Here is a 22720-nt window from a genome sequence, read left to right as displayed (position 1 = left end):
ATAAAAAAATCAGGAATCCTTTAAAACCGGAACGGGCCTCTACATTTTCATACAGCTCTTGAAACAACCATTACAGCACTGTAACCGGCAACTCTTAAAGGTAGCTTTACATAGCGAAAAAGCCAGTTTAGAAGAAATATTTCCATCAAGTCAGTAATTTATTCCATCACTGCCGCTAATCACACCATGGAATCATATCGCCTCTCCACTAAGGAAGCATTTATCGTCTTTCGAGTTTTCTTGTAACTGTGTTATAAATAATAGTGTTCTTACCATCGCTCAATACATACTCATTCGCATTGGCCGATGTAACAGGTTTCATTCCAACAGCAGCTTTTAAAATTGCTGCATCAATATTTTCAGGCAACACCGGCAAACTGCCACCTGCCATGAATGCCGCTATACCGAACTCAGAATAATTATCGCCGCTATACATAACTGCTTTCGTTGGGTATTTTGTCCGGTATTCTTTCACTGCACGATATACCTGTTCAAAACTTGTTTTCTTCGGCTTCAACAATCGTGCATGTTGACGTGGTGCTAAATTCTCTCCACCGTTTGGCGCATATGTTGTGCCATCGGCCTGGTAATGCCAGTAACGGATATCAATGAGATCAACAACTGCTGCATAAGCAGATATTGCTAAAATCGAATCCTGAACATCTTTGGTTACACTTAATCCAATGATGGGATGCTTGCCTGTTTCTTTTTCCCACTCACGAATTACATCCAACCAGAATTTTACAAAATGAGTTGGACCCGTAAACTCTTCGCCAATCAATTGTATTACTCCATTGTTGTCTTTGAAATTATTCAGGCATTGGCGGATATATTTTTTATGCAATTCTCTGCGAACAGGATCGGAGATATCATAAAACTGCTCTGCATAAAAAATGCGTTTATCACCAGCATAATTCACAGGTTCTACAAACCCTGTGTTGTTGATATTGTTTGCAGTGCGCCATGGAAAATCGGCATAATGTGCACCTGCTTCAATAATGTTGTGCTGAAAATAATTCTGATGTACCAATAACAATCCATTCTGATCAGCGAGATCAGCAAACTGTTTCAACCTACTCCAATAAAATAAATTGAATTTTGTAAGATCATATTTACTCAACCCATCCCATGCTGTTTCCTTTCCACTTCGTGCATAAGGCAATTCATAAAACGGCGGCCATACCTCGCCATCCATTCTGCGGACACGTTGATGATCATCTCTTCTTCTGTCGTACCATAAACCATAGTTATGTTCAATAGCAATTGTGTTTGAAGTTTTCATTTCACTCACCACTTCGTTCAAATCATCTGTTAAACCTTTACCTGTACGACCGGGAACAAAACGGGTGATATGCCATTTGGACTGTTGAATATCTCTACCCTGTACTCCACCACTCCACCATTGCACATTTGAACGCTTCCCGGTTATCAGTTCATCGCCTCTTACCAATACGCCGTTTTTGATTTGTAACGCAGGCGCAAGTATTGGAGAAACTATTTTCTTTATACCGATCTGATCGATTGTTTTATTGCTTCCTGCATCAACAGGAATTTTATTGCGAACTGATGCCTGTGCAATAAATTCTTTTAATTGTAATCTCGGCTTTGATGCTTCTTTTGTAAGCGCCTGCGCAACTTCAACAGATGGACTGCTGCTTGCTTCTGTTGGCACTTCCATGATCTGCGCCTGTTGATCAATATTTTTATTCAGCCGTTCACCCAACTGTGCGTAGTACAAACTTCTTGGGGTGATCGTATTATTCGACTCATTCCAATAACCATCGCCAGCAAATTGGCTCCAGCTTCCTAAGGCCCAGTTTTGTGCAGTTGGTGGTTTGTAACAATCGATGCGTGCCGCACTGCAATTCCAGAATACACTGTTCGCCGCACTCCACCCTGCACCATTAGCATCCTGCCAACGGTTACCAAAACGCAATGCATTACCATCTACATTCACAACATCAAACAAAACACCGCTTGCCCAGCTGTCAATTGTTCCGCTGAAACTATAAGGCAAAACTGATTCGCATTGTACAAATGCATTTGGACCGGGTGCGCAAAAGCCAACGGCAAAATCATGATAACCATACTCAGCATAACAACGTTGAAACAAAGTTTGCTGGCCGGTTGTTAAAAAAGTATAACGACGTTGGCCACCAATTTCAGAAACCGGTGCCAATGAAATACAATCTTCAACAGTAACACGCTTTGAAGTTTCCAAAACGCTTACTGCACTTCCTGCAAAATGATGAAAGGCAATTTGCCTCACCCAACAATCTTCTGCGTTTTCGATATTAATGGCATTCCAGCGATGATCTTCATCTTTCGGATTTGCTTTGTCGTAAGTAGAAATCAGTTTGAGGTTTTCAACAGCACAATTATTAATACGGCCATCATTGTTATAAAAATACATTGTTGCTCCACCATACGTTGTATCGAGTGAAGTGGTAATCGGCGCATCAATGTAAACAGTATTGCCTTCGATCTTTGTAATAGTACGATCAAAGAACAGATCCCGTTCTCCTGGTTTCCATCCTATTGCTGTAATACCACCACCAAAATGATCGGCACCCAATAAGTTGATCCAGTTGGCTGTTGATGGACGACAGATAATAATTTTATTTGAATGATCTTTAATATCTATCTGATCAACAAGAAAACTCATAGCGTTTACCGGCACATACGGATCGGTAATTTTCAACCCGGTTAGTTCTTTTGAAATCGTATTCTTTCCAACGATCTTGATCAATGCTAACCTTCCAGTTCCTGCACCAACAATGTTTGTTGCATTGATGCCGCTACCACGCAATACCACACCTGATGCAGTAATACGTAACTGACCCAACACTTCATACGTTCCTTTTTGTAGTAACACTGCTCCACGAAAACCATTTGCATCAACAGGTAATGAAGCCACATAATCCAATGCCGATTGAATACGCAAGGTTGCATCACCTGGTTTTACAGGAACCACAACTTTCACATCAACATTCGGTATCGGTTGTTCAGATGCTTTGTAACCACAGTAAGAAAAATCAGGAATGCGATTTCCCTGCGCATCTGCGGTGTACACCAATTTTCCTTTCTCACTATATAAAGGAGGAACAGGCTTTACCTGCTTTTGCGCAAGTAAAGCCTGTTGACCTGTAATAAGACTTATTAAAAATAAATAACGATATACTGTTCTTTTATTCATTCCTTTCAAAACTGATTATAAGATACAAAAACAGTATGTACTGTCGAATCTTTATTTCTTTACAACGGAAGGGATTGGTTTTACGTTCTTAACATCCACTACACTGTTCAGGTAATTCTCAATATTGCTGTAACCGTTCTTTGCAATTTTACCTGCATCAGCAGCATCTTTTGGATTTAAACCATTCTTCAATTCATAGGCATCAGGAATACCGTCATTATCACTATCTACATAAGGAGTTCCTTTATATTCAGGATAACCACCAACCTGTGAAGGATCAGTAATGATTCCGATCTTGTATGAATCAATTGGCATACGACGATGCTTGAATTGCGATTCAGGCAACTTAACATTCTGAGCAACTTCAATTTTTCCTGTTGCAACTTGCTTCACAATTCTTGCATCAACAGCATCACGCTTAGGCAATGTTGCACCTGCATTTGCCAATACATATTTTTTTGCTTCTTCAGCAGATAGGATAGTGATTGGCGCCATTGGTAAAGGCTTAGGCCATTTCATACTCGCATCAAATTCAACTTTATCATTTTCGCCTTCTGTTTGTACACCTCCATTCCAGTTATCTTTCGTAACTGCCGGATAGCCTTCAACGATATTCCCATTTACATAAGCACGGCCATAATATTTTTCTTTCAGTTTGCTTCGTCCGCTTTCCGGTTTCAGAATGCGATAAGCAATTGCTGTTTTTGGTGTAGCAGGACCTGGTTTGAAATAATTATTGATGATATTATACTGCGCACGGTAATCACCACCATCGATACTTCTGTGCACCCAGTTGAATATAACATTGTTCGCAAAATTGAAGATGCCGTTCCAACCTACAGATGGATTACGACCTGCATTGTTGGCCCAAAGATTGCGCATGAACGTACAATTCTCACCACCAAGCGTACTACCGAATGCATGATTCCATGTATCAAGTGCTTCACCAAAAATTGAATTCTGAATGGTGATATTTACAGTACCGAATTTATCTTCAATTTTTCCAGTGCTGTCGTTATACATGTGGCGATACATACTCATGTTCTCGTCAAGCCCCCATGTTGCACTTACATGATCGATAATAATATTACCAATGGGATTACCACCAATAGCATCATCTCTTCTTCCTACCCATGTTTCACCACGACGGAAACGCATGTAGCGGATGATCACATCATGCGTATTGATCCAAACACTTTCACCAGCAATACATACACCATCACCGGGAGCAGTTTGTCCTGCAATAGTGATATACGGTGCACGAATCATCAACGGAGATTTTAATCGTATGATACCTGCTACATTAAACACAACTGTTCTTGCACCACCTTGTTCGCAAGCCCAACGTAAACTACCGGGACCATCATCATTTAAATTCGTAACAACATACACTTTACCACCACGTCCGCCAAAACTGAACCGTCCACCACCTTCTGCGCCTGGAAATGCGAGGATATCTGATTGCGGCAATTCATCCACACGTGAAGCCCATGGAATATATGGCCTTCCTTCTCTTGCTTCTTTCTGAATAATAGGCCAAGCCACTTGCCATGCTGAATCGGAATGTTTGTTGGCAGCACGCATCAACGAATCAGATGCCTGTTGAACATCTTTTGGAATGTCAGGATATTGTGCAACTACACTTCCTGTTACTGCTAAACAAACTGCTACTGTGTAAATTCTTTTACGAATGAAATTCATGATTCTGATTTATGTACTATTAAGACGGTTTCTTACACCTAATCTTGTTCTAATGAAAAGAGAAAGTGATAACACTTTCTCTTTTCATATTTGTGTTATACAAATTACTATTTCTGTACTTTAACATCTATCTCCATTTGCGTTTCCTTATTTGGTGAATCACCATTTACAAAGCGAATTAAAATTGCACCAAACTTGCCTGCTGCTGTTTTAAATCCAATGACATTGCTGCCGGCGGTTGTACTTACCGTAGTTACTTTGGATGAAGCACCCGAATTCATATTACCACCAATCAACGTTTGAATTGCACCTCCCGAAGTTAAACCCGTTACAAAATTTACTGACGTAGGCATCTTCTTCAACAAGGTCACATTTTTTGTCCATGAGGAGATATCATAATAAGCCAATTGTGGTTGTGCCGCACTCAGTGAATAGATCGTATGTTTTAAATCATCAGAAGTGCTTGTAGTTCCTCTTCCTGTTGTATCCCAATAGTAACCAAAATCAATAGAAGCAGAATTAGCAGCACCATCTGTATAACTGTAAGTTTTTCCGTCTTTTGATGAATAGTAAGTTTTATTGGTTTTAGCAGTACTATCAGGGACCTGTAAAATCCGGTAACTCCAGAAATGAAAATCGGGTGCAATCGTAACTGTAAACATTTTCCCTCCATCGCCCATAAAAACCGCCCGTGCATCCCTTGCTAATACTCGGTAAGAATAATCGCCGGGAATACTATCAAGCCGGTATCCTTTTACAAAAGAAAAAGACCGGTTATTGGTACTGTTTAATCTGAATGTATCTATCCTTGTTCCATTTTTTTGAATTTCGATATACGACATATCCTTAGGAGAAGTAATTGTAAAATCGAAATAAATGCTGTCTTTTGGATTAAGTGTAACATCCCCAGTAACAAACTTGCTTCCGGTATTGCGAAACTCAACTTTAACATCAAAAGAGTCTACGGGTTCAACTTTCTTTACGCAGGCAGAAAGGAATAACCCGAACACCAGTGATCCAAAAATTATTTTTTTCATATACAAGGTCAATTTAATTGTAGTTAATTATTGTAATGGGTCAAAGGTTCCGTTTATCCACCCTGAAGTTTGTTCAAGGAAAAAGTTTTGACTGAAGAAATTAGGCAATGCATAGAAATAATATTTCGCCGGTATGCTAATTGAATTTGAACCTTCCAGCGATGCGATATTGCCTGGCGTTACATAAATAGTTGTATAAACTGATTGATTATTGAGATTCGCAGTATCTCTTGGTCTTACTCCAAACGCATCGGGTTTATCCAGAAAAATATCGGTTGGCAACGCACCCGAGCGTGTGGTACCTGGGTAATACGGAGGTTTTGCTGACAACTTGTATGATTGACGAGCAGAAATAAGTCCATAGTTCCTGGTTCTTCTCAGATCCATATGACGTTTCCCTTCCAAAGCAAATTCAACCATGCGTTCATTTAATATCAAGTTTCTCATTGATACTATGTCAGTAGCAACGTCTAATCCATAATCAAACGAACCGGCAACGATTCCTGCCCTTTGGCGAATGCGGCGTACATTATCTTTTGCTTCTGCTAACCTGTTTGTTTCGTTAGCACATTCTGCAAGATTTAAAACAACTTCAGCAAAACGCATTTCTATCCAATCCATACCGCTACCACCACCGCTATTAGAATTGTAAACCGATTGAGCAGGAGTTAATGTTGGGTTCGTAAATCGTTTCAGATAAAAGCCTGTAACAATTGTTCCGGCAGCTTCATCAGGAACACCTGTGTGAGACCATTGTTTGCGTGTAGCTTTCCCACTTAAAGCCCAGGCGCCACCGTTATATGCAATTGAAGCTTCAAAGCGGGGATCCCGGTTTTGCCAGAACATAATATTATTGTAGCCTGAAGAAGCATGACCAGTTGGCAAACCATCTCTCATTCCATAAGCTTGTACCAAGTTCCATGTGGGTTGATTTGATCCGCTTGGGCCATCTGTTTCAGAATCGGGTCTTGTTATTGCTTCCGTGTTGGTGCCTACGTCTCTCGCCGCACTGTACTTTCTTACCAATAGCACCTCAACATTGTCTTCTACAGTAAAAATATTTGCATAGGTTGGAAACAACGAAATACCGTCTGCAATGCATTGGTTATATGCCGCAAGATTTGCCTGGTATGCATCTTCCCAACGTGATACAATATTTGTAGGGTTAAACTGCGGGCTTGCCCAATACATCAACACCTTTCCTTTCATAGCTGACGAAGCAGCCCTGGTTATCCTTCCTTTTTCGGCTGTGCCCCAAGCAGCTGGAAGATATGCTGTCGCAGAATCAAGATCTTTTACAATGGCAGCAATACATTCACTGGTTTTAGCACGGGGAACGTTTAGTTCATCTTCAAGTGTTTGTGATTTCAACACCAATGGTACACCGCCATACAAGCTAACTAACCTGAAGTAAACGAACGCACGTAAAAAGAAAAACTGGCCTTTTAACGTTTTCCTTGTGGCTTCAGGTAAAGTACTGGTAGAGTTAAGACCTTCGATAGCAATATTACAACGCCGGATATCAAAATAGCGGTTGGTAGTAATAGTGTTCCCTGTTCCTATATCCTGAACGGAGTTTTCTACCAGGGTACCATATAAAAACGTTGTCGTAGCGTTGTTCGATTCATCGGAAGTAACGTGAATGCCGCCCGTAGGCCATTGCGGCATCACTAAACCATATGTTCTGTTTAGAAACAACCCCACAGCACCTTCGTCGCTCCAAATTCTGGAGTCAATTCCTTGCGGGTCTTTTATATCAAAAAATTCTGAATTTTTTTTACAGGCAGAAAAGAAAGTCAATAAAGCCAAAGCTGAGATAACAATTTTTTTCCCTGTATTATGTATATATCGCATAATATTTTTTTTAGAAATTTCGACTTATAAACTTGCATTGATACCAAGAGAAATTGTTCTCAATGTTGGATAAGTACCAAAGTTGGATGTATACGGATCTTTATATTTTAATGGGTTTATTATGTTCCAAAGATTAGTACCTGTAAGCATAACTCTCACGTCAGGTATACCTATTTTGCCAGAAATGTTTTTAGGTAACTGGTAAGACAAAACCATGTTATTTATCCGGCTTTGTGTACCACTTACTGCCCAGAAAGTTGAGTTTGCAGTTGCAAGTGGCGCATCTGCTCTCGGGAATTTCCCATTTGGGTTTTCCGGTGTCCAATGATCTGCCCAGAATTTAGGTGCATTACGCACGGTAGTTGGTGCAAGTCTTGCGTCGGAATCATAGAAACGTTTACCACCGATAGAAAGATTCATATTGGTCGATAACCTGAAAGTTTTGTATGTAAATCCGAATGTAATACCGAAGCCGATAATTGGTGTAGTTCTGTCGAACATCAAGGTAGCATCCCCTGCTTCTGTAATTTGACCGTCGCCGTTAATGTCTTCAAAATCCATAAAACCAACTTGTGGCTTAACTCCGCCAATAAGGTAATTCGGATTCTTTGAAAGAATAGCATCAACATCGGCCTGTGTTCTTAAAATACCCTTTGCGATGTAGCCAATGTTACTGCCGTTGTATCTGCGTGGGTCACGGCCAACCAAGATACCTAACTGATCGTTACCAAACTGTCCAAGAAGGCTTTCGTTATAAAATGATTGCATTAACTGGCTATTACTAAAGCCAAAGTTCGCATCCAGGTTAAAGCCCCAATCTTTTCCAAATTTTGTACGGTAACCAACTGCAAATTCAGAACCCCAGCTTAATTGTTTATAATAGTTAACAACTGGTGGAGGTATGCCGGCAGTTGGAGGAAATACGCTGGCTGAATAAGTATCATAACCATCATAAGTATAACGCTGATAAAATTCTGCGGTAATAGTGACTTTGTTATTAAGAATAGCAGCATCAAAACCCACATTGAGTGTTCTTGCTTTCTCCCATGTAAGTAACGGATTAGGATAAATACTTGGATCAAGTCCGCTTGTCGCAGTATTACCAAACAGTATACCTGTAGTTTGTGAAAAACGTGATTCATATAAACGGGCACCAATCCTGTCTTCACCTACTAATCCATAAGTTGCTCTAATTTTGAGGTTATTTATAAACTCAATATTTCTGAAAAAACTCTCATCACTTATTTTCCACCCCAATCCTATTGAAGGAAAGAAGCCCCAACGGGTGTCGGGCAAAAAGTTTACCGATGCATCAGCACGGCCTACAAATTCAAAGAAATATTTGTTTTGAAAAGAATAATTTGCACGGCTGATATAAGAACGTTTTGCCGTGATAAAAGCCTGAGTAGGCCTTACTACTTCATTTATACTGCCAAGCGCAGTAGGATCATTGCTGAATGCCCAAAACTCATCTACTCCGGCAACAATTTGTGTCACTTTGTTTAAAAGAACGTTACGCCCTTCCGATTGACTTTGGTCAAAACCAACCATCACATCAAAATCATGATCCTTGATTTTTTTACCGTACGAAAGTGTTGTAAAAAATTGATTGCTGTTTGAGATGGTAGTTCCTTCCTGGATTTGGTCGTTGTTGGCAATACGCACCGTAGGATTTGCGCCAACAACCAACTGATCGGAGTAAAATAAACTATTTTGACCTCTTCGCTGAAGATTCGCTACCTGATAAGATGCGAAATATCCTTTAGCGAGTGCATTCCTGTTATTTTGGCCAAATTGTACCCTTGCAGTTAAACCCTTTAAAAATTTTGGCTTGTATTCTAAGGAGGCATTTACCGCAAGCCCCTGAGATCTGTTGTCCCTGTAAGACCCAGACCTATGCACTCCTAAGAAACTCCAATTCTGATTTTGAGGAGATGTATTATTGGCACCCTGAAATCCAACTAATTTGTCGCCTAAAATTACCGGCACCCATTTCGGAGTTAAGTATAAAGGGCGTATAGTTTGATCATCCGTTTCGGAACTTCCACTTGAGTGATTATTACTTTGTTCACGGTTAAAATCGGTAGCAAATGTAACGTCGGCAGTAAGCCCGTCAATGATCTTTGCATTCATTCCTGCACGAAGACTGTATTTGTTAGTTGCAACAGTGCCATAGTTACCTTTCTCGTTATAATAACTTCCACCTGCAAAAAATGTAATCTTATCAGTACCGCCGGAAACCGTCATAGTATGTCTCTGCACTTTACCATTTTTCCAGAAATAATCGAACCACGATTTATCCTCAAGACCTTTTAATGAATCCAGATCTGCCTGAGAAAAGCGCTGATTTAACGGAGCACCTGTTAAGATAAATCCATCATTTAAAAATTTAGCATGCTCATAAGCCGTAAGCGTTTGGGGATTTGTAGCTGGGGTTGATACGCCGAAATAGCCTGAATAAGAAATTTTAGGTTTTCCTGCTTTACCTCTTTTTGTCGTAATCAACACCACACCTTTAGCACCCGCTGCACCATAAATTGCTGCTGACGCATCTTTCAGAAATGTGATATCCTCGATCTGGCTTGCATCCAGGTTCTCGAAGAAATCGGCATTACTTGATTGAGACCATTGCGCAGGGTTGGAAATGATTCCATCAATAACAATTAAAGGTTGACTGGTTACACCACCTGCTCCCCCAGGGAAACTGGCAGGAGCAGTTGTTGAGTTACGGAGATTAAGCGTTGTTGTAGAGCCAGGCTTGCCCGAACTAAAATTCACTCCAACACCAGGTACCCTGTTAACCAAAGCCGATGGCAAATTTGCAACAGGTATATCTTCTATTTCCGCTGCTTTAATTGTAGAAACAGCTCCTTGAACATTTACTCTTTTTTTGGTTCCGTAACCAATAACAACCACTTCTTCCATGCGGTCTTCCTTTCTTTCGAGTTCAATTGTAATTGAACCAGACGTTCCGGCTTTGCGTTCAAAAATGCCAAAACCTACATATGAAAACGTAAGGATGGATTCTGAAGACGGGGCTTTAATTGTAAACTGGCCAAGACTGTTTGTAGTTGTACCTGCAGTAGAATTCTTCACTCTCACAGATACACCTTCTAAGGGTTGATTGTTTTCTTTATTTGTTACTGTTCCGCTTACGGTAACTTCCTGCGCAAACAGGGCAACTGTCAGAAATGAAAAGACAGTCAGCAACATCAGTTTTGGTTGTCGCAAATACTTCATGTTATATGGCATTTTGCTTTTGGGGTTGAATGATAATGATCAGTAGTTGTTTATTTAGAAGACTCGTTTTTTGCTTTTATTCTTTTCTGCCATTCTTCTCTTTCTTTAGTAAGATCGTAACCTGCAGCAGAAAGATAATTATTGATGCGGCCTTTGTACTTACCAAAGATGGCGTGTTTTTTATCTGATGATTCTCCGTCCATGGCCAGTTCTCTTGCCTCTATCAGCCAATCATAGATTTTCTTTTTTTGGTCTTCTTTCAGGGTGGGGATCATGTCGAGGTATGCAGTGTAAGTAACATGCAGCACATTGTAAGTCATAGCATTTTTCACCAGCTCAATCTGCTCTTCAGAAATAACCTTTTGTAACCCGGCAAGAAAAGAGTTGTGCAGTTGCTGAAGCTGCGCTACTTTTTTCTCTTCCTGCTTTTGTACCTGAAGAGCAGATTCCTGAGCGGTGATCGATTGCTGTTTAATTGCTGCTAAAGCGAGTTTAGTTTCTTCGTGTATATTATTAATACTGTTATACTGATTTACAAGTACAGCTAATGCATTTTTATACTGTACAGAATCTTTAATGGAAAGTGTGTTAACGATCTTGGCAGAACGTTCTGTGATCACTTTAATATAAGCAGGGTCAGGTGTTTTATTTTCCTGTGCATTTACAACTGCTGCTATTAAAAAAGAAATAAAAAGAATGAGGATTTTGTTTGCAGAAAATAAACGGAGCGATGGAGAAATGCTACCGATCAGTTTATAATAATTATTATATGCAAGCAAGTTTCTTTTCATTCTACAGCATTTAATCGTTTTAGATGAATGTTTTTGGACCAGATCCAATCATGTCATTCACGAACTAAAGGTACATTTGCTACCAGCCTTAAAAATGTAAGGTTTTGCTATTAAGATGGAACATTTTACTATTCACCCAAAAATTACGCAATCGTTCCCGTAACCCATATGCTGTTGTTATTACTCGCTTTTTATTGAAATAACAGACAACTTTAATCCAGCTGATTTTGCAGTAACTGTAATATTTCCCTTTTTTCCTTGCGATTGTATGATCGCCAATGCCATACCTTTCCAGGTTGTACGTTTGTGGTTTTTGAGAGAGCTGCTATCGGCCGGGTAGCCGTTATCTGTGCCAGCTACAAAAGCCGGACCGCTAACAGAAAATTCAATAAGTTGATCAGCACCGGGAACAATATTTCCATCTTTATCTAACAGCCTTGCAGTAATAAAAGAGAGATCTTTTCCATTGGCCTTTAAGTTAGTTCGATCTGCAATAAGTTGAATTTTAGCAGGTGCGCCAGCAGTTCTGATCTCTTTAGTAAGTATTGCTTTTCCGTTCTTCTTTGATATAGCTTTTAACACGCCCGGTTGATAAGGCACACGCCACTTAATATGTAAGACATCGGTTGTCTTGCTTTTGCTGCCTAATGATTTACCGTTGAGAAATAATTCCACTTCATCGGCATTGTTATAATAAGCCCATACATCAACGGTATCAGCTTTGTTCCAGTTCCAATGCGGGAATAAATGAAGAACAGGTTTTTTAGTCCATTCACTTTGATAGAGATAGTACACATCTTTTGGAAAACCAGCCAGATCAACTATACCATAATATGAACTACGTGCAGGCCATGCATACGGAACAGGTTCGCCAAGAAAATCAAAACCACTCCATACAAACATGCCCGACATGAATTTGTATTTGTTCACCGCCAATAATGCAGCTTCATGCGAAGAACCCCAATAGGCATATACATGATCGTATGCCGATACGCTCATATCTGCATTGCCTTTTACTGTTGGCGTTTTACCATCAGGTGGCCAAAGACGATTACTATCGCTGGGCATGTCGTACGAACCTCTTGAAGATAAAGCTGATGCTGTTTCTGTTGCAACAAATGATTGACCGGGGAAACGTTTGGGCAATTCTGCATAATCGTACAACTTATAATTGAATCCGAGCACATCAAGTGCTCCCGATTTCCAGATGAAGTTTTTCTCAGGAAAGTTTTCGGTTAATGCGCAGGTAACGGGTCGTGTTGTATCGATCGCTTTTACAAGATCAACTAATCGCTTGGCAATGGTTGTACCAGTGCTGTCGAACTGTTCTCTTATTTCGTTACCGATGCTCCACATAAAAACAGAAGGATGATTCCGATCACGCAACACCATTGCCTGTATATCACGTGCATGCCATTCATCGAAGTAGAGATTGTAATCGAATCTGTTTTTTCTTTTCTTCCACATATCGAATGCTTCCACCTGCACAAAAAAACCCATTTCATCGCAGAGATCAAGAATAGCTGCTGCCGGTGGATTGTGTGAGAAACGGATGGCATTCACACCCATCTCTTTTAATATCTTCAACTGTCGTTTTGCTGCAGCATGATTGTAAGCTGCACCCAATGCACCAAGATCGTGATGCATACAAACGCCTTGAATTTTTAGTGGTTCATCGTTGAGGAAGAAACCGTTGGCTGCATCGAAACGGAAAGAACGGATACCAAAGTTTGTTTTTACTTCATCGATCAATTGACCATTGCTTTCAATTCGTGTAATTGCTTTGTACAAATAAGGTTTCGCAGTTGACCAAAGAATGGGCGTGTTGATTTGCAATTGGTCAGCATATGAATAACCACCGGCAGGTATTGCACGTAGCACAATATGTTTTGATGTAGCTATCTTCTTCCCTGCTGCATCATACACATCGGTGTACAGGTTTACAATTTCTTTTTGATTACCTGAGTTTGAAACCTTGTATTGAACAGCAACAGTTGCTTTGTTTTTATTGATGACGGGTGTTGTGATAAATACGCCGGCTTCTGCTATAGATATATTGTTTGTTGTAACCAATTTCACATCTCTGTAAATACCACTGCCGCTATACCATCTTGAATCGGGTTGTAAACTATTATCTACTTTAACTACAATTACATTTGACTTACCGTAAATCAAATAAGGAGTTAGATTATAAGAGAAGTTGATATAACCGTAAGGACGCTTACCGAGATAATGTCCGTTGATCCATACTTCACTATTCTTATATACGCCATCAAATTCAATACGTGTTACTTTGTTTTTTGATGTAAGAGGAACGGTAAATGTTCTACGATACCAACCAACACCACCCGGTAATGCACCGCCCTGGTTGGTTGCAGGAAAGGAAGAAGAGAAGTTGCTTTCAATACTCCAGTCGTGCGGCAGGTTTAAACTCCGCCATTTTGCATCGTTGTAGTTTGTTTCGCTTGCAAGACTATCATTACCTAAAAAGAATTTCCAGCCAATATTGAAATCAACAACTGAACGAACCTGTGCTGATGAAATTAAACTCAACAACAGAAAAGCAACAACGATTACTATATTTTTATTCAACTTCATTATTCCATGATTTCTGTGCATCCGTGCCAATTTATTTTATCCGTCAGACGATATCATCATCCTACCACAAATGATGCACAGATGCTTTGATATATTTTTCATACACAGCCTGCACCTGTTGCAACTGCTCGCTGCTGAGCGATGGTTCATTCAATGCTTCAAGATTACGTGTTACCTGCTCTGGTTTTGAAGCGCCGGGGATAACTGTGCTTACTGCATCAAAATCCAGTATCCATTTCAACGCCAATGCAGCTAATGATTTACCTGCAGGAACAATTTGTTTTAACTCTTCCACAGCCTGCAAACCTGTTGCATAATCGATACCTGAAAATGTTTCGCCTTTATCAAACGCTTCACCGTTGCGGTTGAACTGTCGATGATCGCCGCTCTCAAATATGGTTTGTGCAGTATAATTTCCCGTTAATAGGCCGCTTGCTAATGGCACCCGTACAATCACACCAATGTTTTTCTTCTTCGCCTGTTCAAAAAATAATTCTGCAGGCCGCTGACGAAACATATTGAAGATGATCTGCACCGTTGTTACATTATCGAACTCAATGGCCTTTAATGCTTCTTCTATTTTCTCCACACTCACACCAAGATGTTGGATCTTTCCTTCTTTCTTAAGTTCATCAAACATGCCAAAAATTTCCGGACGATAATAGACTGCTGTCGGCGGACAATGCAACTGAATCAGATCAATTGTTTCAATCTGCAAACGTTTCAAACTATCTTCCACATACTTGCGTAACACAGCAGGCGTATAACCTTCGTTCACGTGCGGCTGAATTTGCCGGCCACATTTCGTTGCAACAAATAGTTTTTCTTTTCTTGTTTTGAGAAAATGGCCAATGGCTTTTTCGCTTTCTCCATCGCTGTATACATCGGCCGTGTCAATAAAATTGACGCCGTTATCGACTGCTACATTTAATATGGCATCTGCATTTTTTTCATCAAATGCGCTGCCCCATTTACCACCTACCTGCCATGTACCGAGACTGATGGCTGATACATCCATTCCTGTTTTACCGAGTGTTCTGTATTGCATATATCCTTTCTTTTAATTGTTGAAAATTTATGCGAAGTTACAGTTCCACCATTGCTTTGATCACACCATTCTTTGGATCCAACCAGCTTTTGAAATTATCTTTCACTTCATCAAACTTTACACGATGTGTAATATAAGTCGCCGGATCAACCAGTTTATTGCGCATACACATCATTACATGATCAAAATCTTCCTGCGTTGCATTGCGGCTGCTCATGAGTGTTGCCTCCCGTTTGTGAAATTCAGGATGACTAACAATCAATTCTCCCTTCTGCAAACCCACCAACACATATCTTGCGCCATGCGCCATATATAGAAATGCACTGTTGATCGCTTTTTGATTTCCTGTTGCATCAATCACCACTGTTGGCATATCTCCATTGGTAATTTCTTTTAATCGTTGCAGTATATCTTCATTTAATGGGTTGATGGTATGTTGTACTTTTAATTTATCCTTACAGAAATTTAAACGGGTATCGTTTACATCCATCGCAATTACTTGTCCACCTGCTATGCGGCCAAATTCCATAATGCCCAAACCGATAGGGCCTGCACCAATCACCAATACAAATTCACCTGCACGAACATTTGCCCTGCGAATGCCATGTGCACCGATCGCCAAAGGCTCAACCAATGCGAGTTCATCAAAACTCATATCGCCGCCATGCAGCAATGCCGATGTGGGAACAGAAATATATTCCATCATACCGCCATCTACATGCACACCAAATACATTGATGGCCGCACAACAGTTAGGCAAACCATTCCTGCAGGCAATACATTCGCCGCAATGAAAATATGGGATGAGTGTTACATGCTCGCCTACTTCAAAACCTGCATCTGCATCAACCTGTACAATTTCACAGCCCAACTCATGACCGAGTATGCGTGGATAAGCAAAGTAAGGTTGTGTTCCTTCGAAGGCATGCAGATCGGTTCCGCAGATACCAATGCGTTTTACTTTTAAAATAGCACGACCGGGTTGAATCTCTGGCCTTTCCTTTTCTACATATTCAAACGAACCCGGCTGCTGACACACTAATGCTTTCATAAAATCCTTTATTAGTTATTTGCTACACTAAATTGATAATTACCTGAACCAATCTTCACGACTGCTCTTCCATTTGCATAAACAGCCGTTGCTTTCTTTCCATTCTGCAAAACTGTTTGTCCTGGCTTTGCAGGAACATACACAACGGCTGTGCTGTTGGCAGGTATTTGCAGCTGCAAGTTAAATGATGAAGTTGTTTTTACCCATTCACTTTTGATTAAACCATAAGGCGATTCAAATGATGCTTTTGCATTTGTTACATCACCCACTACTTCAGGTTTGATCATAATTTCTTTATAAGCTACAGACTGTTCTGTTTGTTTGATACCGGAAAGACCGGCATAGAACCATTCCATTAAATGTCCCAACATAAAATGATTATTTGAAACTGATTCATACGCCTGCCAGCTTTCGGTAAGAGCAGTAGCACCATGTTTGAGTTGATAGCCATAACCCGGCACATCATCACGATAATTCATATCAAAGATCACATCACTTCTTCCGGCTTGTTCCAAAGCTTTCAACACATAACGGTAACCGATATCGCCTGCTGTTAATGCATTGTTCCTGCCTTTAATTTCACGGATCAACGCATCAACAACAGCCTGACTGTTTTTTTCTTCTACCAAACCCATATACAATGCCATTGCATTGGCGGTTTGACTTGAAGAATCGTATTGCAATTTGATTGGATCAAAAAAAGTTTTATTGAAAGCTGCTTTTATATCTGCTGCCAATTGTTGATAGAATTTCACATCATCATTCTTCTTCAACATGGTGGCTATTTTGATCATGATGTTGAGATCATAATAAAACGTAGCAGTCGCTGTTATGCCCATCTTTGTCATTTGTGCAAAACCTGATTTCTTCGGACCAATATCAAACCAATCGCCCAATCCATGCGAAAGAATATTGTTATTCGCTTTGCTTTTCAGATACAGCACATATGCCTTCATCATATCATACGATTGCAACAACGTTTCTTTGTCGCCATACCATTGATAATTATACCAGGAATAAATGATCGCTGCGCTTCCCCACTCCGGCGATTCATCAAACGGTGGCGTAAAAACAGTAAACTCAGGAGCGATCTCCGGAATTTTTCCATTTGGATACTGTGCGTTCTTCATGTCGTTGATCACTTTCTTATTCAACGCTGCCACATCATAATTGTAATGAACAGAAGCGCCCACCAAATGTGTTTCTTCCAGCCAGCCAAGTTTCTCCCTATGCGGACAATCAGTAAACACGCTCACCATATTACTTTTAATGGCCCAGTCGATCAATGTATGTGTGCGGTTAAACAGATCGTTTGAACAACTGAATGAACCAACTGTGTTCGCTGCATTACGTATATGTAATCCTTCCAGTTTTATTATTTGCGGAAGTAATTGATTATTTTCTTTCGGCTTGCAATGCACTTCCACATAACGGAAGCCGGTGTATGTAAACAACGGATGCCAGCTTTCTTCGCCATCGCCTTTTAAGATATAACTAAAGAAAGACGGACTGCCTGTTGCTGTTTGATTAGCCGTTCCGTCTGCATTGATCAATTCACCACAAATTAATTTAACCGTATCACCTTTGCTTCCTTTTACTGTAATGGAAGGAACACCGGAGAAATTTTGTCCAAGATCATACAACGTGACGCCTGTTTTTAACTCACGTTTTGTTTTAGTGGGCAGATGTTGCATCACTTTCACAGGTTCATTCATTTGCGATTCAAGTAATGCAGGGCCTTTGGTGATGATCACTTTTTTCCACTTCGCATCATTAAAGCCCGGTTCATTCCAACCTTGTTGAAAAAGATTAGCATCATAATCTTCGCCTCCAAATATGCTTGAGTAGATGATGGGCGATTTGTCGGTCTTCCAGCTTTCATCGCTGATGATCTGCTGTTTCGTTCCATCAGTAAACTCGATCACCGTTTTTGTAATCAGTTTGGGATAACCATAAGCACCGGTCATTTTACGATAACGTTCAGAAGGGATATAATAAAACCCATTGCCGAGCATTACACCAATAGCATTCTTTCCCTCTTGTATACTCTTCGTTACATCAAAGGTTACATATTGAGCATGTTTGCTGTAATTCGTCCAGCCGGGTGCAAGAAAATGATCGCCGATCTTTTTTCCGTTGATGCTTACTTCAAAATGACCAAGACCGCAGATGAACACAGTTGCCTGTTTTATTTTTTTTGCAACAGCAAATTCTTTCCGTAGAACAGGCAGAATATCTTTGCGTGGACCCCATGCTTTTTTGCCGCTCTGATGCACATGTGGAGCAATAATGGCCGTATCGTTGATCTCTTCATAACCGATCCATTTAGCGTTACTCCAATCTTTTGTTTGCAATAAACCCATTTGCCAATAAGCTGCACTGCTCCATGCAGAAAAATTTCCTTTATTATCCCATACTTGTATTTTCCAGAAATATTTTTTAGCGGACAGCAATGCTTTCCCAGAATAAGCAACTTGAATTGAAGCTGAAGATTTGATCTGTTTCGAATCCCATACATTCCCGATGTTCTTTTTCAATATCGCTTCATCATCTGCAACAAGAATGCGAAATGCAGTTTGTAATATATTTTGTTGAGATGATTGTAATTGCCAGCTGAGTTTGGGCTGTTTTACATCAACGCCTAATGGATTGTTGCGATTTTCGCAATGAAGATTGGTAACAGTTAATTGCTGAGCGTGCACAAAAATTGTACAAAGCAAAAAGCAAGCATTAATGAGAATCGTTTTCTTCATCATTCATCTATTGTATTTCGATACCTGATATAGCCAGTTCAGTTCCGTTTTCTGTTACCAGTTTCACCACATAATTTCCAGCATTGATCTGCGAACCGGTATTGACGGTAAACTGGTTCCATTTGCCTATCCGTGTAAATGTAAACTGAACAGCTTCATCCATCATCCTGTTGCCACCTGCATCAAACAATTGCAATTTCGCTTTTACTATTTGTTCTTTGGGGTAATAATATTTTACAGTGATGGAATAAATATCACCCACACCTGTTTGCACCGGCCATTGAATAGTTGTTGTAGTGTTTGATTTGATGACCGTACACCATCTTCCGTTGACCGAATCTTTTACCACGCCTTCACCAGTGACCGCAACATTGGTGCGGTATGGAGTGATAGGTTTTAGATCATAAGCTGGTTGCATTTTATTAGCAGGTTTCCTGCAAACAATTTTGCTTGAATCAATTAAAACCGAAACAGAGTCTCCTCTATTAAATCTTTTTCGGAAAACTTTGTAAGATGCCCCACCGTTCTCATCGGTTGTTATTTGTGTACCAAGATTTTCAAAACCGCTAACTGCTGAGTCATTCTTAGTCCCAATAAATAAATCAGTTGGGGCAAAAAATGTATAATTGAACTGCTTATTCTCCTGACTTGATTTTAATTGAAGCCATTCAGAACCGAAAAGCTCAGGCGGTAAGGAATGAAAAACAATACTCTCTTTCTCATAAAGCTTGTCTCCAATATCCAACCATGAATTAAATCGGTATTTCGTACTTCTCCTCATTCCGCTTTCACTCCTATTCACTCCTGCTTTTTTGGCAATTGCAATTGCAGAAATAACCGCCTGACCAGATTTACTTTGAGGAAACGAGATAATCATCTTGCCGCCACTAACTTTTGCTTCTACTGTTTTTTTTATGGCTGCATTGATTCCAACTTCGCTCCAGATATCCAAATCAGTCAATACTATTTTGCCGTTGATGGCTATATCAAACAAACGCATATCCTTTGCATTGATGCCGCCTCCAATTCCTAACCACGGTTCAATGAAATACAGTTCAACTAAGTATTCACCGTCTTCTAGATCAAATTCAAATTTCAGTTTATCTTTTCCATAGCGAAAGCTTTGAAACAACTTCCAATCCTTTGAGTTTTTTATTGGTGAGAATGTTCTTCGCTGACTTGCGAAAAAAGATGGCATTCCTTCAAAATCATCAGACCACGATAACGAACCATGACCGCTTACCCCTTTTTCCAGTTGCCTATCGCCCTTCCAAAGATTTCCATTCTCATCTGTATAATCAGGTCCACCACAATTGATGCGATAGAAATACTGATAACCTGCTGTTGGCTTAGTCAACGCTTTTGCATTTGCATAAAGCTGTTTGAAGTTGGGTGATTGTGCCAGATGATTTAACACAATCGTATCTCTAGCAACTGCTTTGCCATTTACATAACCCACTGCATACAACACATTGTATTGTATGTTTACCTTATCCCATTGAAAATGTGCGCCGATGCCGTTCTTCTTTTTTCTCCCAAGTGATGAACCATTGATATCATTAAACAATTCCACTTCATCACAATTGCTGTACACATAAATACTGTCCTTGATGCCAGGCTTCATCCATCTGTTCGGCCATGTATGCGAAACAATGTAAACCATCGGTTCAGTTTCTTTTGGTGCATAATTACTGCGGAACATATAATACGCATCCGTTGGCTCTTCCCAAGGTGTAAGCAAGCCTTTATAATTCACCGGACCAATACGATCGAGTTCACGCAAACCTTCACCACCCTGTACACGACCGGGATTATCATGCGATGTTAATAACCAAAAGAATTGTCCTGCACTGCTGTCTTTTACTGATTCTGCCAAACGAACTTTCTGTTCCATCAACTGCACCATGCGGTCTTCACTTAATATCCCGTTCTGCACAAACCCACCTTCGGTATGTAAGTCTATTGTACGCCATGCCCCATATTCACCGATCAACACCTGCTTCTTCACATCATCTCCATATGTTGCAGGATTACCACCATACGTACCTGTCCAGTTTTGCGGTACATCCCAATCAGTGCCGGTTCCGCCATTGCATGTTGTTACCAAACGCTGTGTTGATGCAGTTGGATCTAATGAACGAATCAGCTCTGTACATTCTCTTGCAAAATCTTCCGGCAGTTTACTTTCGTTCTGCAATCCCCACAAAATAATTGATGGACTATTGCGCCGTTCGATCACCCACTCTTTCAACAGTTGTTTGAAATTATTTCTGAACTCAGGCGAATCATACCACACATGTGCACTCAACTGTGTCCACCATAAAATTCCCTTTTCATCGCACAACTGTCCGTATAATAAATGATGCGGTTGATGACCATCACGAAAAGCATTGAAACCTGCTGACTGAATCCATTTGAAACGGGAAACAATTTGTTCCTTACTGAATGCATGACTTTGCCCAAGCAAATGTTCATACTCTGCAATACCGTTTATGAAAACAGGTTTGCCGTTCAGGAAAAATTGATTGGTTGGATTTTCCCAATTGATAGTGCGGAAACCAAACTCCGTTTCAACTTTATCAAGAACAACATTGTTTTCTTTAACGATTGAAATAATCTTGTACAAATAGGGATTTTCAACAGACCAGAGGTTGATGGATGATGTCGGATTTATGATGTCGGATTTATGTTCTGCTGCTTCACCTCTATCAACTGATGAAACTTTTTCTATCATCCTATTAATTTCTTTACCGCCAGCATCAACCAATCTGTGCTCAACAATTATATTTCTTTTCTTCTGCGAATAGTTTTTCAATGTAGCCGCAATATTCAATTGAATCTCATCTGCTGAAATATCTGCCCATGCATGTACACCAAACGGTTCAATGCATACATCATTCGTCACAATCAAATGCACCGGTCGAAAAATACCCATCGGCTGTGAACCTTCACTAAAGCCACGTTCATCGCTGCAGCCACCACAAACCCAAGGCAGGTTTTGAATATTGGATGGATGATAAGCTCTTACTGCCAACTGATTTACGCTACCATCTGTTTTGATCACATCTGTTACATCCAATGTAAAAGTTGTTCGTCCGCCAATATGCTCACCAACTTTTTTATTGTTGAGATAAACCGTGGCATACGATCCTACTCCTTCAAAAAACAAAAAGAAACGTTTGCCTATTTTGCTTTGCTTGCTGATAAATGTTTTGCGATACCATGAATCGCCATGACGGTTGCCATGCAATAATCTCCTGTAACCTTCGTACTGATCCCAGTTGTGCGGTACATTTACTTTCTTCCAGCTATTGGTGATGGTTGTTTGATAAGAATTTGCAGGAAGTACCTGGTCATTTGATGTAGCAATGGTCAGCCAGTTATTGTTGAGCGAAATATCCTGTCGCTGAGAAAAAGAACTCAAAGACATGACCATCAACAAAACCGCAAA

Annotated in this window: 11 protein-coding genes; all 11 read right to left on the bottom strand. The window is 40.2% G+C overall.

What is annotated here, in order from left to right; all coding sequences use genetic code 11:
• Positions 1-220 precede the first annotated feature (220 nt).
• The 11 genes from WG954_RS11000 to WG954_RS10950 all read right to left on the bottom strand — a co-directional run bounded on the left by WG954_RS11000 (position 221) and on the right by WG954_RS10950 (position 22699).
• The gene (locus WG954_RS11000; protein ID WP_340436401.1) at positions 221-3196 is read right to left on the bottom strand and encodes a DUF6298 domain-containing protein; all 2976 of its coding nucleotides are present in this window, start codon (positions 3194-3196) and stop codon (positions 221-223) included.
• Between the two features lie 51 nt (positions 3197-3247).
• On the bottom strand, positions 3248-4897 hold the full coding sequence (locus WG954_RS10995) for a polysaccharide lyase (RefSeq protein WP_340436400.1): 1650 nt from the start codon (positions 4895-4897) through the stop codon (positions 3248-3250).
• Between the two features lie 107 nt (positions 4898-5004).
• Positions 5005-5934: a hypothetical protein gene (locus tag WG954_RS10990; RefSeq protein WP_340436398.1), complete on the bottom strand. Its 930-nt coding sequence runs from the start codon at positions 5932-5934 to the stop codon at positions 5005-5007.
• Between the two features lie 27 nt (positions 5935-5961).
• Entirely contained in the window at positions 5962-7788 is a 1827-nt protein-coding gene (locus tag WG954_RS10985; protein ID WP_340436397.1) for a RagB/SusD family nutrient uptake outer membrane protein, read from the bottom strand.
• A gap of 24 nt (positions 7789-7812) precedes the next feature.
• Positions 7813-11028, bottom strand: coding sequence for a SusC/RagA family TonB-linked outer membrane protein (locus WG954_RS10980; protein WP_340436396.1), 3216 nt, complete (start codon positions 11026-11028; stop codon positions 7813-7815).
• Between the two features lie 50 nt (positions 11029-11078).
• On the bottom strand, positions 11079-11819 hold the full coding sequence (locus WG954_RS10975) for a DUF3826 domain-containing protein (RefSeq protein WP_340436395.1): 741 nt from the start codon (positions 11817-11819) through the stop codon (positions 11079-11081).
• A gap of 180 nt (positions 11820-11999) precedes the next feature.
• Positions 12000-14417 carry a glycoside hydrolase family 2 TIM barrel-domain containing protein gene (locus tag WG954_RS10970; RefSeq protein ID WP_340436394.1) on the bottom strand — a complete coding sequence of 806 codons (2418 nt, stop codon included), beginning with the start codon at positions 14415-14417 and terminating at the stop codon, positions 12000-12002.
• Between the two features lie 61 nt (positions 14418-14478).
• Positions 14479-15465 (bottom strand): aldo/keto reductase, encoded by a 987-nt coding sequence (locus tag WG954_RS10965; RefSeq protein ID WP_340436392.1) that lies wholly within the window; start codon positions 15463-15465, stop codon positions 14479-14481.
• A gap of 37 nt (positions 15466-15502) precedes the next feature.
• Positions 15503-16516: a zinc-binding alcohol dehydrogenase family protein gene (locus WG954_RS10960; protein WP_340436391.1), complete on the bottom strand. Its 1014-nt coding sequence runs from the start codon at positions 16514-16516 to the stop codon at positions 15503-15505.
• An 11-nt stretch (positions 16517-16527) separates the two neighbouring features.
• Complete coding sequence (locus tag WG954_RS10955) at positions 16528-19272, bottom strand: family 78 glycoside hydrolase catalytic domain (RefSeq protein ID WP_340436390.1); 2745 nt, start codon at positions 19270-19272, stop codon at positions 16528-16530.
• 4 nt (positions 19273-19276) lie between these two features.
• Positions 19277-22699, bottom strand: a complete 3423-nt coding sequence (locus tag WG954_RS10950) for a malectin domain-containing carbohydrate-binding protein (protein ID WP_340436388.1) — start codon at positions 22697-22699, stop codon at positions 19277-19279.
• Positions 22700-22720: the final 21 nt, after the last annotated feature.

This window comes from Lacibacter sp. H375, assembly GCF_037892425.1.
Taxonomy (GTDB): Bacteria; Bacteroidota; Bacteroidia; order Chitinophagales; family Chitinophagaceae; genus Lacibacter.
Note: the sequence above shows the minus strand (reverse complement) of the source record. Positions and strands in the feature narration are given on the sequence as shown.

Coding starts and splice junctions, on each gene's coding strand:
- WG954_RS11000 (WP_340436401.1), bottom strand. CDS start 3,196: ATGAATAAAAGAACAGTATATCGTTATTTATTTTTAATAAGTCTTATT.
- WG954_RS10995 (WP_340436400.1), bottom strand. CDS start 4,897: ATGAATTTCATTCGTAAAAGAATTTACACAGTAGCAGTTTGTTTAGCA.
- WG954_RS10990 (WP_340436398.1), bottom strand. CDS start 5,934: ATGAAAAAAATAATTTTTGGATCACTGGTGTTCGGGTTATTCCTTTCT.
- WG954_RS10985 (WP_340436397.1), bottom strand. CDS start 7,788: ATGCGATATATACATAATACAGGGAAAAAAATTGTTATCTCAGCTTTG.
- WG954_RS10980 (WP_340436396.1), bottom strand. CDS start 11,028: ATGAAGTATTTGCGACAACCAAAACTGATGTTGCTGACTGTCTTTTCA.
- WG954_RS10975 (WP_340436395.1), bottom strand. CDS start 11,819: ATGAAAAGAAACTTGCTTGCATATAATAATTATTATAAACTGATCGGT.
- WG954_RS10970 (WP_340436394.1), bottom strand. CDS start 14,417: ATGAAGTTGAATAAAAATATAGTAATCGTTGTTGCTTTTCTGTTGTTG.
- WG954_RS10965 (WP_340436392.1), bottom strand. CDS start 15,465: ATGCAATACAGAACACTCGGTAAAACAGGAATGGATGTATCAGCCATC.
- WG954_RS10960 (WP_340436391.1), bottom strand. CDS start 16,516: ATGAAAGCATTAGTGTGTCAGCAGCCGGGTTCGTTTGAATATGTAGAA.
- WG954_RS10955 (WP_340436390.1), bottom strand. CDS start 19,272: ATGATGAAGAAAACGATTCTCATTAATGCTTGCTTTTTGCTTTGTACA.
- WG954_RS10950 (WP_340436388.1), bottom strand. CDS start 22,699: ATGTCTTTGAGTTCTTTTTCTCAGCGACAGGATATTTCGCTCAACAAT.